We start from the raw sequence: 15,205 nt of genomic DNA, 5'->3' as shown, positions 1-15,205 counted from the left end.
CATGCAGATTTCGGTAAATGAGTTCCTGACACCCCGCCATATTGATGTGCAGGTTGTCAGTCCAACCCGCGCCAAGATCACTCTCGAGCCTCTCGAGCGTGGTTTCGGCCACACCCTGGGCAACGCGCTGCGACGCATCCTGTTGTCCTCAATGCCCGGCTGTGCAGTAGTCGAGGCCGAGATTGACGGTGTGCTCCATGAGTACAGCGCCATCGAAGGCGTACAGGAAGACGTAATTGAAATCCTGTTGAACCTTAAAGGTCTGGCTATCAAGCTGCACGGTCGTGACGAAGTTACGCTGACCTTGTCGAAGAAGGGTTCGGGGGTGGTTACCGCTGCCGATATTCAGCTGGATCATGATGTCGAGATCGTTAACCCCGATCACGTAATCGCTAACCTGGCGTCTAACGGCGCCCTGAACATGAAGCTCACCGTAGCTCGTGGTCGTGGTTATGAACCGGCAGACTCGCGTCAGAGCGATGAAGACGAAAGCCGCAGCATCGGTCGCTTGCAGCTTGACTCTTCGTTCAGCCCGGTTCGCCGTATCGCATACGTGGTGGAAAACGCCCGTGTCGAGCAGCGTACTAACCTGGACAAGCTGGTTATTGATCTGGAAACCAACGGTACCCTGGATCCTGAAGAGGCTATCCGCCGCGCTGCAACCATTCTGCAACAGCAGCTGGCTGCGTTCGTCGACCTCAAAGGTGACAGTGAGCCAGTGGTTATCGAGCAGGAAGACGAGATCGATCCGATCCTGCTTCGCCCGGTTGACGATCTGGAACTGACTGTACGTTCGGCTAACTGCCTTAAGGCGGAAAACATCTACTACATCGGTGACCTGATTCAGCGTACCGAAGTAGAGCTGTTGAAGACTCCGAACCTTGGCAAGAAATCCTTGACTGAAATCAAGGACGTTCTGGCCTCCCGCGGTCTGTCCCTCGGCATGCGCCTCGACAACTGGCCGCCTGCAAGTCTTAAGAAGGACGACAAGGCGACTGCCTGATCGTCGTAATCACCGAACGTTGTGTTTGGTAAGGAATGAACCATGCGTCATCGTAAAAGTGGTCGTCACCTGAGCCGCACCAGCTCGCACCGCAAGGCCATGTTTCAAAACATGGCGGTGTCGCTGTTCGAGCACGAGCTGATCAAAACTACACTGCCAAAAGCTAAAGAACTGCGTCGCGTTGCTGAGCCGCTGATCACTTTGGCCAAGACAGACAGCCTGGCTAACCGCCGTCTGGCTTTCGACCGTACTCGTTCGAAAGCTATCGTTGGTAAGCTCTTCAACGACCTGGGCAAGCGTTACGCTACCCGTGAGGGTGGCTACCTGCGCATCCTCAAGTGCGGTTTCCGCACTGGCGACAACGCGCCTATGGCGTATGTCGAGTTGGTTGATCGTCCTGCCGGTGGTGAAGCTGTATCCGCTGAGTAAGACGTCAGTCTGAAACGAAGAACCGGGCCTAGTGCCCGGTTTTTTGTGCGCGCTCGAAAAGCATTGCCATCAATGCATGAATAGAAAGGTAATTAGTAATTTTCTATCGATAGTCGCAACGCAATGAATTTGTAGCTGTAACGTTCCTGATCAATACTCCCCCTCAGCCGATAGCCGGCAGTTAAAGACTGACAGAGGAAGAGATCGCATGAGTCAAAATAAAACGCTGACCACCGCCAGTGGCGCTCCTGTCGCCGACAACCAGAATTCCCGTTCCGCCGGCCCTCGTGGCCCGCTGCTGCTCGACGACTTTCACCTGATCGAAAAGCTTGCCCACTTCAATCGCGAGAACATCCCTGAGCGCCGTGTACACGCAAAGGGCTCGGGTGCTTACGGCACGTTTACTGTCACTCGCGACATCACCCCGTACACCAGCGCTAAACTGTTTGAATCGGTCGGCAAGCAAACTCCGACGTTCCTGCGCTTTTCTACGGTTGGCGGCGAACGTGGTTCGGCCGATACCGAGCGCGATCCGCGTGGCTTTGCCCTGAAGTTCTACACCGAGGAAGGTAACTGGGACATCGTCGGCAACAACACGCCCGTGTTCTTCATCCGTGATCCGTTGAAATTTCCGGACTTTATCCACACCCAAAAGCGTCTGCCGCAGAGCAATCTGAAAAGCGCGCAGATGATGTGGGACTTCTGGTCGCACTCGCCTGAGGCGCTGCACCAGGTCACTATTCTGTTCTCCGACCGTGGCATTCCTGACGGCTATCGTCACATGCACGGCTTTGGTAGCCACACCTACAGCTTGATCAACGCCAATGGCGAGCGGCACTGGGTGAAGTGGCACTACAAGACTCAGCAAGGCATCAAAAACCTGGCGCCTGCAGAAGCGGCACGTTTGGCCGGTACCGATCCGGATTACGCGCAGCGTGACCTGTTCGGGGCGATTGAGCGCGGTGACTTCCCGAAATGGCGTGTGTGCATTCAGATCATGACCGAGGCTCAGGCCGCGGCGCACTATGAGAACCCGTTCGATGTGACCAAAACCTGGTCGCAGAAAGAGTTTCCGCTGATCGAAGTCGGCGAGCTGGAGCTCAATCGCAATCCGCAAAACTACTTTGCCGAAGTCGAGCAAGCGGCATTCGGCCCGAGCAACATGGTCCCGGGCGTTGGTCTTTCTCCGGACCGCATGCTCCAGGGCCGCGTGTTCGCTTATGCCGACGCGCACCGCTACCGCATTGGCACCAATCATCAGCAACTACCGGTGAATGCGCCCCGCAGCCCGGTGAATAGCTATCAGCGTGATGGTTCGATGGCATTCGGCAGCAATGGCGGTGCAGCACCTAACTATGAGCCGAACAGCTACGTCGATTCGCCGAAACAAGCGCCTCGCTACGCTGAGCCACCGTTGGCATTGAGCGGTGCCGCTGATCGTTACGATCATCGTGAAGACTCCGACTACTACAGCCATGCCGGTGCTCTGTTCCGACTCATGAGTGACGAGCAGAAAGCGCTGCTGACCAACAACATTGCCGGAGCCATGGCCGGCGTTTCCGGTGATGTGATTGATCGTCAATTGCAGCACTTCTTCAAGGCCGATCCGGCGTATGGAGAAGCAATTGCAAAGGCGTTGGGTGTACAGCTTAACGAAGTCTAAACGAGAAGCAGAACCGCCCTCATTTGGGCGGTTTTTGCGTTATTTGAACCACTTTTCTCAGAATATCTTCGCTTTTATCGCGTAAACGGAGTGACCAAACAGTCGCCTTGGTTCAAACTACAGACTTTCATGCAGGGAGATGTAGGGCGATGCAAGGGCACCCAGACGTAATCGATTACCTCAACACGTTGCTGACCGGCGAACTGGCGGCGCGTGATCAGTATTTCGTCCATTCGCGGATGTATGAGGACTGGGGTTTCACCAAGCTCTACGAACGCATCAACCACGAGATGGAAGAAGAGGCCGGGCACGCTGATGCCCTGATGCGTCGGATTCTGATGCTCGAAGGCACGCCGCGCATGCGTCCGGACGATCTTGATGTTGGCACCACTGTGCCGGACATGCTCGCCGCTGACCTGCGACTTGAATATAAAGTCCGCGCCGCGCTCTGCAAGGGCATCAAACTCTGCGAGCAACACCAGGACTATGTCAGCCGCGAGATGCTGCGGGTTCAATTGCATGACACTGAAGAAGACCACACCTACTGGCTTGAAAAGCAGATGGGTCTGATCAAGTTGATCGGTCTTGAGAACTACCTGCAATCTCACGCCTGATTGCTCCCTATACAAAAAAGCCCCTGTCACCGATGAAGTGACAGGGGCTTTTTCGTGGGCCCGATTCAGGCCTTGTCGCGAGCCAGCAGCGGCTTGAGGTAGAAGCCGGTGTGAGATTGCTTCATCTCGGACACTTCCTCCGGGGTACCAACCGCAATGATCTGGCCGCCCTTGGAGCCGCCTTCCGGCCCCAGGTCCACCAACCAGTCGGCGGTCTTGATCACGTCCAGGTTGTGCTCGATCACCACCACAGTGTTGCCGTGGTCGCGCAGTCGATGCAGTACGTCGAGCAATTGCTGAATATCCGCGAAGTGCAAGCCAGTGGTTGGTTCGTCGAGGATGTACAGCGTCTTGCCGGTATCGCGCTTGGACAGTTCACGGGAGAGCTTCACCCTTTGGGCTTCACCGCCCGACAACGTCGTCGCCGATTGCCCCAGCTTGATGTAGGACAGACCTACGTCCATCAATGTCTGAAGCTTGCGCGCTAGCGCAGGAACCGCGTCAAAGAACACCCGCGCTTCCTCGATGGTCATCTCGAGGGTTTCGTGGATGCTCTTGCCCTTGTACTTGATTTCCAGAGTCTCGCGGTTGTAACGCTTGCTCTTGCAGACGTCGCACGGGACATAGATGTCCGGCAGGAAGTGCATTTCCACCTTGATCAGGCCATCGCCCTGACACGCTTCGCAGCGTCCGCCCTTCACGTTGAAGGAGAAGCGTCCCGGACCATAACCGCGTGAGCGTGATTCCGGTACGCCGGCGAACAGTTCGCGAATCGGCGTGAACAGCCCGGTGTAGGTCGCCGGATTGGAGCGCGGCGTTCGGCCGATAGGGCTCTGGTCGATATCGACGACCTTATCCAGATGCTCCAGTCCCTTGATGCTGTCGTGGGCGGCCGCCTCAAGCGTCGTTGCACCGTTGAGTGCCGTAGCGCTCAAGGGAAACAGCGTATTGTTGATCAGCGTCGATTTGCCCGAGCCGGACACACCGGTCACGCACGTCAACAGACCTATCGGAATGTCCAGGTCGACATTGCGCAAGTTGTTACCGCGAGCGCCCTTGAGCGACAGTGACAACTTCTTGTTACGCGGTGTGCGTTTGGCTGGAACGGCAATCTTTACTCGGCCCGACAGGTACTTGCCGGTCAAAGAATCAGGATGCGCCATCACTTCGGCCGGCGTCCCTTCGGCAACAATATGCCCACCGTGGACCCCCGCGCCCGGCCCGATGTCCACCACGTAGTCGGCCAGGCGAATAGCGTCTTCGTCATGCTCGACCACGATCACCGTGTTGCCGATGTCGCGCAGGTGCTTGAGTGTGCCGAGCAACCGATCGTTATCACGTTGATGCAGACCGATCGACGGCTCATCGAGGATGTACAGAACCCCCACCAGGCCGGCGCCAATCTGGCTGGCCAGGCGAATCCGCTGAGCTTCACCGCCGGACAACGTGTCGGCACTGCGATCCAGCGAAAGATAGTCGAGGCCTACGTTGACCAGGAACTGCAAGCGCTCGCGGATCTCCTTGAGAATCTTGTCGGCAATTTCACCGCGACGGCCCGTGAGCTTCAGTATGCCGAAATACTCGCAAGCATCGCCAATCGGCAGATTGGTCACCGCCGGCAGCGTCTTCTCGCCCACCCAGACGTGCCGCGCCTCACGACGCAAGCGCGTGCCACGGCAATCCGGGCAGGGCTGGGTGCTGAGGAACTTGGCCAGCTCTTCACGCACTGAAGCCGACTCGGTTTCGCGATAGCGGCGTTCCAGGTTCGGCACGATGCCTTCGAACGGGTGCGAGCGTTTGACGATATCGCCGCGGTCGTTCAGGTATTTGAAGTCGACGTTTTGCGAACCGCTGCCATGCAGAATGAATTTCTGCTGATCCGCCGAAAGGTCGTTGAACGGCACTTCCAGGCTGAACTTGTAGTGCGAAGCCAGCGACCCGAGCATCTGGAAGTAATAGACGTTGCGCCTGTCCCAGCCGCGAATAGCGCCCTCGGCCAGCGTCAACTCGCCGTTCACCAGACGCTTGATGTCGAAGAACTGCTTGACCCCCAGACCATCGCAGGTCGGGCAAGCGCCAGCGGGGTTGTTGAAGGAGAACAGCTTGGGCTCCAGCTCGCTGATCGCATGGCCGCAAATCGGGCAGGCGAAGCGCGCGGAGAAGATGATCTCTTCGCCGGGCTCGTCGTCCATCGGCGCGACCAGTGCGATCCCGTCCGCCAGTTTCAGCGCGGTTTCGAACGACTCGGCCAGGCGCTGCTGCAGATCGGCGCGGACCTTGAAGCGGTCGACTATTACATCAATCGAGTGCTTCTTTTGCTTATCCAGCTTCGGCAGCTCATCCAGTTCGCAGATCCTGCCGTTGACCCGGGCCCGGACAAAGCCCTGGGCGCGCAGTTCTTCGAAGACCGAAAGGTGTTCGCCTTTGCGCTCGCGAATCACCGGGGCCAGCAGCATCAGCTTGCTGCCCTCCGGTTGCGCGAGGACCAGGTCGACCATCTGGCTGACGGTTTGCGCTTCCAGCGGAATGTCGTGATCCGGGCAACGTGGAATACCCACGCGTGCGTACAGCAGGCGCAGGTAGTCGTAGATTTCGGTGATGGTGCCGACCGTCGAGCGCGGGTTATGCGAGGTCGATTTCTGTTCGATGGAAATGGCTGGCGACAAACCTTCGATGGTGTCGACGTCAGGCTTTTCCATCATCGACAAAAACTGCCGGGCATAGGCCGACAGTGATTCGACATAGCGGCGTTGGCCTTCGGCATACAGCGTGTCAAACGCCAGGGACGATTTGCCGGATCCGGACAGGCCGGTGATGACGATCAGTTTGTCCCGTGGCAGGGTCAGGTCGATGTTCTTCAGGTTGTGGGTTCGGGCCCCACGAATCAGGATCTTGTCCAAAGTGGCCTCGCTTGGCGGGCGTCGAAAACGTAGGAGTATACGGCCAAATACTGGATGGATGCACACTATCAAACGAGCGGAGTTGTGTCTTACATGAAGAGTCTGTCAGCGGAGCGCGTCAAAGCGTCGCGATATACCCCGTCAATCGATGGGACTGGTAGAATCGCCGCCGGTTCACATGAGGTTTTTCCATGCACGATCCCCACAGCGAACGCATGAGTGGCAGTGAGACCCGCGCAGCAAGCGGGCTGGCCCTGGTGTTCGCCTTCCGTATGCTTGGCATGTTCATGGTGTTGCCGGTACTGGCGACCTATGGGATGGATCTGGCAGGAGCGACCCCGGCCCTCATCGGACTGGCGATTGGCGCTTACGGCCTGACCCAGGCAATCTTTCAGATTCCTTTCGGCTTCATTTCCGACCGCATCGGCCGTCGTCCGGTGATTTACCTCGGGCTGATCATCTTCGCCCTCGGTAGCGTGCTGGCAGCCAATGCCGATTCGATCTGGGGCGTCATCGCCGGACGCATCCTGCAAGGCGCCGGGGCTATTTCCGCCGCGGTGATGGCGTTGCTTTCAGACCTGACCCGCGAGCAGCACCGGACCAAAGCCATGGCCATGATCGGCATGACGATTGGTCTGTCCTTCGCAGTGGCCATGGTTGTCGGGCCGCTGTTGACCCGCGCCTTCGGCCTGTCGGGGTTGTTCCTCGCCACGGGCGGCATGGCGCTGTTCGGCATCGTGATCGTCATGTTCATGGTGCCGCGTTCCACCGGACCGTTGCAGCACCGTGAGTCCGGCGTCGCCCGTTCGGCGCTGATGCCGACGCTAAAGCACCCGGACCTGCTGCGCCTGGACCTTGGCATTTTTGTGTTGCACGCGATGTTGATGTCGAGCTTCGTTGCATTGCCCCTGGCCCTGGTGGAAAAAGCCGGGCTGCCCAAAGAGCAGCACTGGTGGGTCTACCTCACCGCGCTGCTGATCTCCTTCTTCGCCATGATCCCGTTCATTATCTACGGCGAGAAGAAACGCAAAATGAAACGAGTTTTATCGGGCGCAGTGCTGACGCTGATGCTCACTGAGCTATTCTTCTGGCAGTTCGGCGACAGCCTGCGGGCTCTGGTGATCGGGACGGTGGTGTTCTTTACCGCGTTCAACTTGCTGGAAGCTTCGCTGCCATCGCTGATCAGCAAGGTTTCACCGGCGGGCGGCAAAGGCACGGCGATGGGGGTTTATTCCACCAGCCAGTTCCTCGGTTCGGCGCTGGGGGGGATCCTCGGCGGCTGGATGTTCCAGCACGGCGGTTTGTCGGTCGTATTCCTCGGATGCGCCGGCCTGGCTGCACTTTGGCTGGCCTTTGCTGTTACCATGCGTGAACCTCCCTACGTGACGAGTCTGCGCTTGCCGCTGTCGCCCGAGGCGATCCGCGAAGCGGGGTTGGTTGACCGCCTGAAGGCCGTCGTAGGGGTAACAGATGCGGTAATCGTTGCTGATGAAGCGGCGATTTACATCAAATTGGACACAGAACTATTGGATCGCACCACCCTTGAGCGCCTGGTGAACAACCCGGCCGGGGCAGCGTGCGTAGCCTAGGAGAACGTTATGGCCCGTGGGGTTAACAAAGTCATATTGGTCGGCACTTGCGGCCAGGATCCCGAAGTTCGCTACTTGCCTAACGGTAACGCCGTGACCAACCTGAGTCTGGCGACCAGCGAACAGTGGACCGACAAGCAAACCGGTCAGAAGGTCGAGAAGACTGAATGGCACCGTGTTTCGATGTTCGGCAAGGTGGCCGAGATCGCCGGTGAATACCTGCGTAAAGGTTCGCAGGTCTACATCGAAGGCAAGCTGCAGACCCGCGAGTGGGAAAAAGACGGTATCAAGCGTTACACCACCGAAATCGTGGTCGACATGCAAGGCACCATGCAACTGCTCGGCGGCCGTCCACAGCAGGGCGACCAACAAGGCGGGGGCAATAACTACCAGCAGTCCGCCCCGGCTCCACGCCAGCAGGCTCCGCGCCCGCAGCAGTCAGCACCGCAGCAGTCGCGTCAGGCTCCGCCTCCACAGCAGGCAGCGCCACAACCGGCTCCGGATTTCGACAGCTTTGATGACGATATCCCGTTCTGATCCGCAGTTTTTCAGAACCGTAGACAAAAAAAGCGAAGCCATATGGCTTCGCTTTTTTGTTGCCGCTGTTAACCGGCCAACGTGGTCACATTGGCCCGTGCCGAGTGCAGCTTCTTGTAGCTTTCGATCAACCGCAGGTGTCTGTCGAGCCCCTCCAGTTTGGTGCTGGTCGGCGTCAAACCATGGAAGCGTACACTGCCGTCCACCGAGCCGATCACTGCATCCATCCGTTCGTTACCAAACATCCGACGGAAATTGGCCTCGTAGTCTTCCAGCTCCAGGTCTTCGTCCAGCTTCATCTCCAGCACCGCGTTGACAGCTTGGTAGAACAAGCCGCGCTCAACCGTGTTGTCGTTGTACTGCAGAAGCATCTCCACCGCCTCTTTGGCCTCTTCAAATTGCTGCAAGGCGAGATAAATCAGCAGTTTCAACTCCAGGATTGTCAGCTGACCCCAAGCGGTATTGTCGTCAAACTCGATGCCGATCAGGGAGGTGATGTCGGTGTAGTCGTCCAGCTCACTTTCCACCAGACGCTCAGCCAGCGCTTGCAGTTCTTCGTCGTCCAGGCGATGCAGGTTCAGGATATCGGCGCGGAAGAACAGCGCTTTGTTGGTGTTATCCCAAATCAGGTCGTCCACGGGATAGATTTCCGAATAGTCCGGGACCAGGATGCGGCATGCCGTCGCGCCGATATGCTCGTAGACCGCCATGTACACTTCCTTGCCCATGCCTTCGAGAATGCCGAACAAGGTCGCGGCTTCCTCGGCATTCGAGTTTTCACCCTGGCCGGAGAAGTCCCACTCCACGAATTCGTAGTCCGACTTGGAACTGAAGAAGCGCCACGACACCACGCCGCTGGAATCGATGAAGTGCTCGACGAAGTTATTCGGCTCGGTCACCGCATGACCTTCAAACGTCGGCTGGGGCAAGTCGTTGAGGCCTTCGAAGCTACGGCCCTGGAGCAATTCGGTCAGGCTGCGTTCCAGCGCCACTTCCAGGCTCGGGTGAGCGCCGAACGAGGCGAACACGCCGCCGGTACGCGGGTTCATCAACGTGACGCACATCACCGGGAATTCCCCCCCCAGGGACGCATCCTTCACCAATACGGGGAACCCTTGCTCCTCCAGCGCCTGAATACCGGCCTGTATTCCCGGGTACTTCGCCAGCACATCGGCGGGCACATCCGGCAGGGCAAATTCACCTTCGATGATTTCGCGTTTTACCGCGCGCTCGAAGATCTCCGACAGGCACTGCACCTGGGCTTCGGCCAGCGTGTTACCGGCACTCATGCCGTTGCTCAGGAACAGGTTTTCAATCAGGTTGGACGGGAAATACACCACTTCGCCGTCCGATTGGCGCACGTAGGGCAGCGCGCAGATGCCGCGTTCTTCATTGCCCGAGTTGGTGTCGATCAGGTGGGAGCCACGCAACTCGCCGTCGCGGTTGTAAATCTTCAGGCAGTGCGCGTCGAGTATTTCGCTCGGCAGTTCATCTTTACGGCCAGGCTTGAACCAGCGTTCGTCCGGGTAATGCACAAACGGCGCGTTGGCGATCTCTTCGCCCCAGAACTGGTCGTTGTAGAAGAAGTTGCAGTTGAGTCGCTCGATAAACTCGCCCAACGCCGACGCCAGCGCGCCTTCCTTGGTTGCGCCCTTGCCGTTGGTAAAACACATCGGCGAGTGCGCATCGCGGATATGCAGCGACCACACGTTGGGCACGATATTGCGCCACGAGGCGATTTCAATCTTCATGCCCAGGTCCGCCAGAATGGCCGACATATTGGCGATGGTCTGCTCCAGCGGCAGATCCTTGCCCGCAATATAGGTGCTCGCCTCTGAGGTAGAAGCAGGCATCAGCAACGCCTGGGCATCGGCGTCGAGGTTTTCCACCTCTTCGATCACAAACTCAGGCCCGGCTTGCACCACTTTTTTCACGGTGCAACGGTCGATGGAACGCAGGATGCCTTGGCGGTCCTTGTCGGAGATGTCCGCGGGCAACTCGACCTGGATCTTGAAAATCTGGTTGTAGCGGTTTTCCGGGTCAACAATGTTGTTCTGCGACAGGCGGATGTTTTCGGTGGGAATACTGCGAGTGTCGCAGTACAACTTCACGAAATACGCCGCACATAACGCCGACGACGCCAGGAAATAGTCGAACGGACCCGGCGCCGAGCCATCGCCCTTGTAGCGGATAGGTTGATCGGCCACCACCGTGAAGTCGTCGAACTTGGCTTCAAGTCGAAGGTTGTCGAGAAAGTTGACCTTGATTTCCATGGGGGATTACCAGAATAACGGCTAAACGAATGGCCGCCATTATCCGGCATTTCAGCCATAAGTCTTGCGGGCGTCTGTCGATATGTCCTCACCGGGCCTTTTTAGTGGGCGATGGAGCGGTCAGTCGAGTATCAGATGCGGCAAGAACCGGCTCGAATCCTTGGTGATCAAGCTGTTGTCCTCACGTACACCGATCCCCGCCGCCTGATCGCCGATTACCCAGGAGCCAATCAACGTAAAGCTGTCGCCGAACTGCGGAAGCGGCGCGAACTCCTGAAGGATAAACGGCGCATCGGTGTAGGGGCCGTCCTCTTTCACGATCAGGCCGTCAGCAGTTTGCAGCTCGATATTGGCACCTTCCCGGGAGAAGAACGGCTTGCGCACCCAGCCTTTTGGTACGGCTTTGCCCGGCTCGGTATCCAGGTGCGCCGCGAGCAGGTTTGGATGACCTTTGTTGAATTCCCACAACAGCGGCAGGATGCCTTTGTTGGAGATGATGGATTTCCAGGCCGGTTCGAAAAATTGCGTATCACTCTGGGCAATCGCTGCACCGAAGGGCTCGTGGAAGATGAACTCCCAGGCGTGCAGCTTGAACAGGTGAGGGATCCAGCGATCTTCGAGGTCGACGAAACGTCCGTCACTGGTCAGGCCGATGTCTTCGATATCGATGTGGCGTGATTCGATGCCGACCTTTTCCGCCACCAGCCGCAGGTAGTCGGTAGTGCCCTTGTCTTCGACCGAGTCTTTCATCGAGGCAAAATAGAAGGGTTGCTTGAGCTGCAATTGAGCGAAGGCCTGATGCAGTTTGGTGTCGATGCTGTTGAACTGGTCGGCATGCTTGGGCAGCAAGCCGCGTTCTATGCATTGCTCCAGCCAGCCCCACTGAAACGCCGCCGCCTCATACAGGCTGGTCGGCGTGTCGTAATTGAGTTCCAGCAACTTGGCGGGCCCGGTGTCGTTGTAGGAGAAATCCATGCGCCCGTACAGGTGCGGGTGACCTTCGAGCCATGAGGTGCGCACCATGTCGAAGAATGGCGCGGGAATGCTCAGGCGCTCCAGCAACTCCTCGCTCTGAACCACGCGGGCCACCAGGTCCATGCACATCCCATGGATCTCGGTGGTCGGGTCTTCGAGATCGTTCTCGATCTGCTTGAGCGAGAACTGGTAATACGCGCTCTCATCCCAGTAGGGTTCGTTGTCGATGGTGTGGAACAGAAAGCCGAGATTCTCGGCGGTCTGTTTCCAGTCAGGACGCTCTGCGCAATGGATCTTCTTCATGGCCCGGTTTCCTTAACTGCTCGATCCGCCGCCGCCCCAGCCGCTGCGTGCGCTGGCCTTGCTGCCGAAGCCGCCACGGGAGGTGGACGAGGCAACGGAGACCGGCTTGCTGGTAGAAGAGCGAACCGAGTCGGCGTAGTTGCTGCTGCCGTACCTTGCCTGATTGGACTTGGTGAACGTCGAGCCCTTGGCAATCCGCTGGCTGAGCGTCGAGTTCGAGTAGCTGCCGCGGTCATCGCGATAGCGGTAGACCGGCTCGGAGTAGTAACTGTTGCGGTTGCTGCTCAGCATGTTGCCGATCAGCAGGCCGGTCAGCAGGCTGCTGGTGGAGAAGCCCGAGCCACCCGTGTTTGCCGCTTCCGAGGCGGGTAATTGAGCCTTGGCCGCGTCCACCTGGGATTGCGTCACCTGGCCATCAGCGGTCAGTTCGAAGCCGCCGAGCTTGGGGATGAACTTGCCGGCGGAATCCTGTTGGCACCAGTCGGCGACGAAGTCGGCATCGCAATCCGCCTGGCTGTCGTACACCGGCGCAATGCGGCGATGCTCGGCCATGGCCGTCATGTAGGCGTCCGAGCACACGTCCACCGGGAGCTTTTCATCGGCACACTGCTGAACGGACTGGAAGTTGTACTTCTTCTGCACCGCGTAGGTTTTTTCCGTCGGCCCGCAGCCTGATATCGCCATGGCGACCGACGCTGCCAGCGAAAGCTGAACGTACTTGCTTCGTTTCATCGGGATCTCCGGGCGCAATCAGTTCTGGGAAGGAGTCATGCACGCGGCGTTCAACATGCCGACGCTGATGGCCACGGCTGCCACGTAGATGCCCGCCGCGATTTCACCTTTCTTGATGCGCTCGGAGGTGCCTTTGAGCACCAGGCTGGTCACCAGAAATGCCAGCAATTGAACGAGGGCTGCAATGACCGCCCAGACCACGAAGTCGAGGATGCTGATCGAGTACGCAATCACGTTGCTCGCCGGAATGGCGAAACCGATGATGGCCCCGCCGAGGGCGATCGCAGCGGCTACGTTGCCGGAACGGATCAGTTCGAATTCCTTGTGCGGGGTGATGCGGGTGTAGATGAACTGGAACAGTGCGAACAATACCGCGGCGCCGATGATGTACGAAACAAACCCGAACACGGCGGCTTTGTTCAAGGAGATAGAGAGTGCTTCTAGCATGGACTGCTTCCTTTTTTAGAACGTATTCAGGTCGGTTGTGTACAGCGAAATGCCCTGCGACGTGCTCAAGCTGATGGTGCCTTCGGCGTCTTCCTCGACGGAAAACAGCAGGAATTCCCGGCGGTCGGTCAGGCCGGTTTCGCGGGCGTACAGCATCGAACGGTGCTCGATGCCGTAGGACTCCTCCGGGTTTTTCAGCTGTTCGCTCAGCCCTACCAATTCTGTCTGGCCATTCTCGGTGCCCCATTCGCGGGTGTATTCGACGCCGTTGTGGGTGTAGGTCGGCAGCCCGATCAGGCTTTGCGGACCGGCCAATCGGCGCAACTCCGCTTCACTGCTGATGGTGATGTAACTGAGGTAATTGAACAGGATCACCGACTCAACCTGCCCGGCGATTTCGCCGGTGGTATGCACCTGCAGCCAGTAGTCTTCGTCGTTCATGTAATAGCGTGACAGCCAGGTCGACTGCCCGAGATCGACGGTGCCGTTGCTCCAGATCTGCTGCGAACCCGGGATGGTCACCGTGGTGTTGCCGTCGAGCAACAATTTCAGGGTGGTGTCGAACATCACGCCCTTGCCCAATGCCAGGCCCAGCGGACCGGTGACGGGCGGGGATTCGCTGGCGGTCCATTTCGACTCTGTCGTCGCGTTCGGGGCCTCAAGCCCCATCAACTGTTTAAACCATCCCATTGGAGATTTCCTTGAGGCGAGTGGAGGCGATGTAGAAGAGCTCGCCGCCCTCAACGCGTGTGGCGCCGGGCGGGTTGATCGACGGTTGTCGGGCGCCTTTGGCGCGATAGCCGATGAGCGTGGCGTTGTGATGTTCTTTCATCCGTGTGTACAGATCGCCAAACGTCGCTTCAAAGGCCTCGGGCAGTTTCATCAGGTATTGAGTGGCGCCCTGGCCCACGCACAGCAGTTCATTGATGACCACTGACGAGCCCGGATCCTGCGAGGCGCGCACCAACATCTCGATGGCCATGCTGGAAGTGCATTCCAGGCTGGGCGCGTAGGCGCTGGCGAGCGCAGCGATTTCACTGTCATTGAAGTGGGCGACCACATGCCCGACAGGCTGCAGTTGATTGACCGCCAGCACGGTGGCCAGGGTCAGGTCGTCTGAATGGGTTCGCACCAGAACGCGCTCGGCACCGGGAACGCCCGCGCGCAGCAACAAGGCCACGGAGGACAGGCTTTCACCTTTGATGAAGCTCGCTTTGCCCGGCATCGGGTTTTCTTCAAGGGTGCAATCGCAAATGACGATCAGGTTGTCGTTCGAGGTTTCGTCCTGGAGCAACAACTCAATGACCCGTTCGCTGGACGCGCCTTCCCAGCCGATGAGAACCGTATGGCCGACCTTGCCGGTGAAATCGCCTTTGCCCTTCATGCCTTTTCTCCATGCATCGATGACGCTGCTGGTGGTTTTGCCGATGGCTGCCGTCAGCAGCGCAATGCCCCCGAGCATGACCCAGGTGGCCACGAATATCCGTCCCGCCGCTGTCTGCGGCGCGAGATCGCCATAACCGACGGTGAGTGTGGTGGTCAGATAGAAGTAAGTAAACGTGGCGGGCGCGGTGAGGTGTTGTTCGCCCAGTAACACCAGGCCCAGATACGCCGTGATCAGGTGTACGCCCAAGGCAATGACCAGGCCTGCCCAGCCGAAACGGTGGAAGAGGGACGAGGCATACATGCGCAATAAAAGGAAAATCGACATTTCGTCCCTGACTCCGTGGGTACTTGTTC

General features: G+C 58.3%; 13 protein-coding genes. 6 read left to right on the top strand and 7 right to left on the bottom strand.

Features of this window, described 5'->3' with window-relative positions:
- Position 1 precedes the first annotated feature (1 nt).
- The 4 genes from rpoA (at position 2) to bfr (ending at position 3,709) form a co-directional block, all read left to right on the top strand.
- A complete protein-coding gene (rpoA, locus tag FBY01_RS25645; protein ID WP_003176403.1) occupies positions 2 to 1,003 on the top strand; it encodes a DNA-directed RNA polymerase subunit alpha in 1,002 nt (333 codons plus the stop codon).
- A gap of 42 nt (positions 1,004 to 1,045) precedes the next feature.
- Positions 1,046 to 1,432, top strand: coding sequence for a 50S ribosomal protein L17 (gene rplQ / locus FBY01_RS25640; RefSeq protein WP_008145500.1), 387 nt, complete (start codon positions 1,046 to 1,048; stop codon positions 1,430 to 1,432).
- A 208-nt stretch (positions 1,433 to 1,640) separates the two neighbouring features.
- Positions 1,641 to 3,095 (top strand): catalase, encoded by a 1,455-nt coding sequence (locus FBY01_RS25635; protein ID WP_145310039.1) that lies wholly within the window; start codon positions 1,641 to 1,643, stop codon positions 3,093 to 3,095.
- Between the two features lie 149 nt (positions 3,096 to 3,244).
- Positions 3,245 to 3,709, top strand: a complete 465-nt coding sequence (gene bfr / locus FBY01_RS25630; RefSeq protein ID WP_010467276.1) for a bacterioferritin — start codon at positions 3,245 to 3,247, stop codon at positions 3,707 to 3,709.
- A gap of 65 nt (positions 3,710 to 3,774) precedes the next feature.
- Here the strand turns inward: bfr and uvrA are convergent, their stop codons facing one another.
- Complete coding sequence (gene uvrA / locus FBY01_RS25625) at positions 3,775 to 6,609, bottom strand: excinuclease ABC subunit UvrA (protein WP_010467278.1); 2,835 nt, start codon at positions 6,607 to 6,609, stop codon at positions 3,775 to 3,777.
- Between the two features lie 191 nt (positions 6,610 to 6,800).
- Between uvrA and FBY01_RS25620 the strand changes: the two genes are divergently transcribed.
- Entirely contained in the window at positions 6,801 to 8,198 is a 1,398-nt protein-coding gene (locus FBY01_RS25620) for an MFS transporter (RefSeq protein WP_145310036.1), read from the top strand.
- Between the two features lie 9 nt (positions 8,199 to 8,207).
- On the top strand, positions 8,208 to 8,735 hold the full coding sequence (locus FBY01_RS25615; protein ID WP_010467282.1) for a single-stranded DNA-binding protein: 528 nt from the start codon (positions 8,208 to 8,210) through the stop codon (positions 8,733 to 8,735).
- 68 nt (positions 8,736 to 8,803) lie between these two features.
- Here the strand turns inward: FBY01_RS25615 and FBY01_RS25610 are convergent, their stop codons facing one another.
- From FBY01_RS25610 to FBY01_RS25585, 6 genes are all read right to left on the bottom strand, one after another.
- Entirely contained in the window at positions 8,804 to 11,008 is a 2,205-nt protein-coding gene (locus FBY01_RS25610) for an OsmC domain/YcaO domain-containing protein (protein ID WP_145310034.1), read from the bottom strand.
- 120 nt (positions 11,009 to 11,128) lie between these two features.
- On the bottom strand, positions 11,129 to 12,286 hold the full coding sequence (locus FBY01_RS25605; RefSeq protein WP_145310032.1) for a glutathionylspermidine synthase family protein: 1,158 nt from the start codon (positions 12,284 to 12,286) through the stop codon (positions 11,129 to 11,131).
- A gap of 12 nt (positions 12,287 to 12,298) precedes the next feature.
- Positions 12,299 to 13,018, bottom strand: a complete 720-nt coding sequence (locus FBY01_RS25600; RefSeq protein ID WP_010467288.1) for a DUF1190 domain-containing protein — start codon at positions 13,016 to 13,018, stop codon at positions 12,299 to 12,301.
- An 18-nt stretch (positions 13,019 to 13,036) separates the two neighbouring features.
- On the bottom strand, positions 13,037 to 13,465 hold the full coding sequence (locus tag FBY01_RS25595) for a DUF350 domain-containing protein (RefSeq protein ID WP_145310030.1): 429 nt from the start codon (positions 13,463 to 13,465) through the stop codon (positions 13,037 to 13,039).
- A 15-nt stretch (positions 13,466 to 13,480) separates the two neighbouring features.
- Entirely contained in the window at positions 13,481 to 14,155 is a 675-nt protein-coding gene (locus tag FBY01_RS25590) for a DUF2491 family protein (protein WP_083375650.1), read from the bottom strand.
- A complete protein-coding gene (locus tag FBY01_RS25585; RefSeq protein WP_145310028.1) occupies positions 14,142 to 15,176 on the bottom strand; it encodes an ion channel in 1,035 nt (344 codons plus the stop codon). The genes FBY01_RS25590 and FBY01_RS25585 overlap by 14 nt, the downstream gene beginning before the upstream one ends.
- Positions 15,177 to 15,205 lie beyond the last annotated feature (29 nt).

The sequence above is a fragment of the Pseudomonas sp. SJZ077 genome (genome assembly GCF_007993905.1).
GTDB classification, from domain to species: Bacteria; Pseudomonadota; Gammaproteobacteria; order Pseudomonadales; family Pseudomonadaceae; genus Aquipseudomonas; species Aquipseudomonas mandelii.
This window is presented reverse-complemented; position numbering and strand designations above follow the sequence as displayed.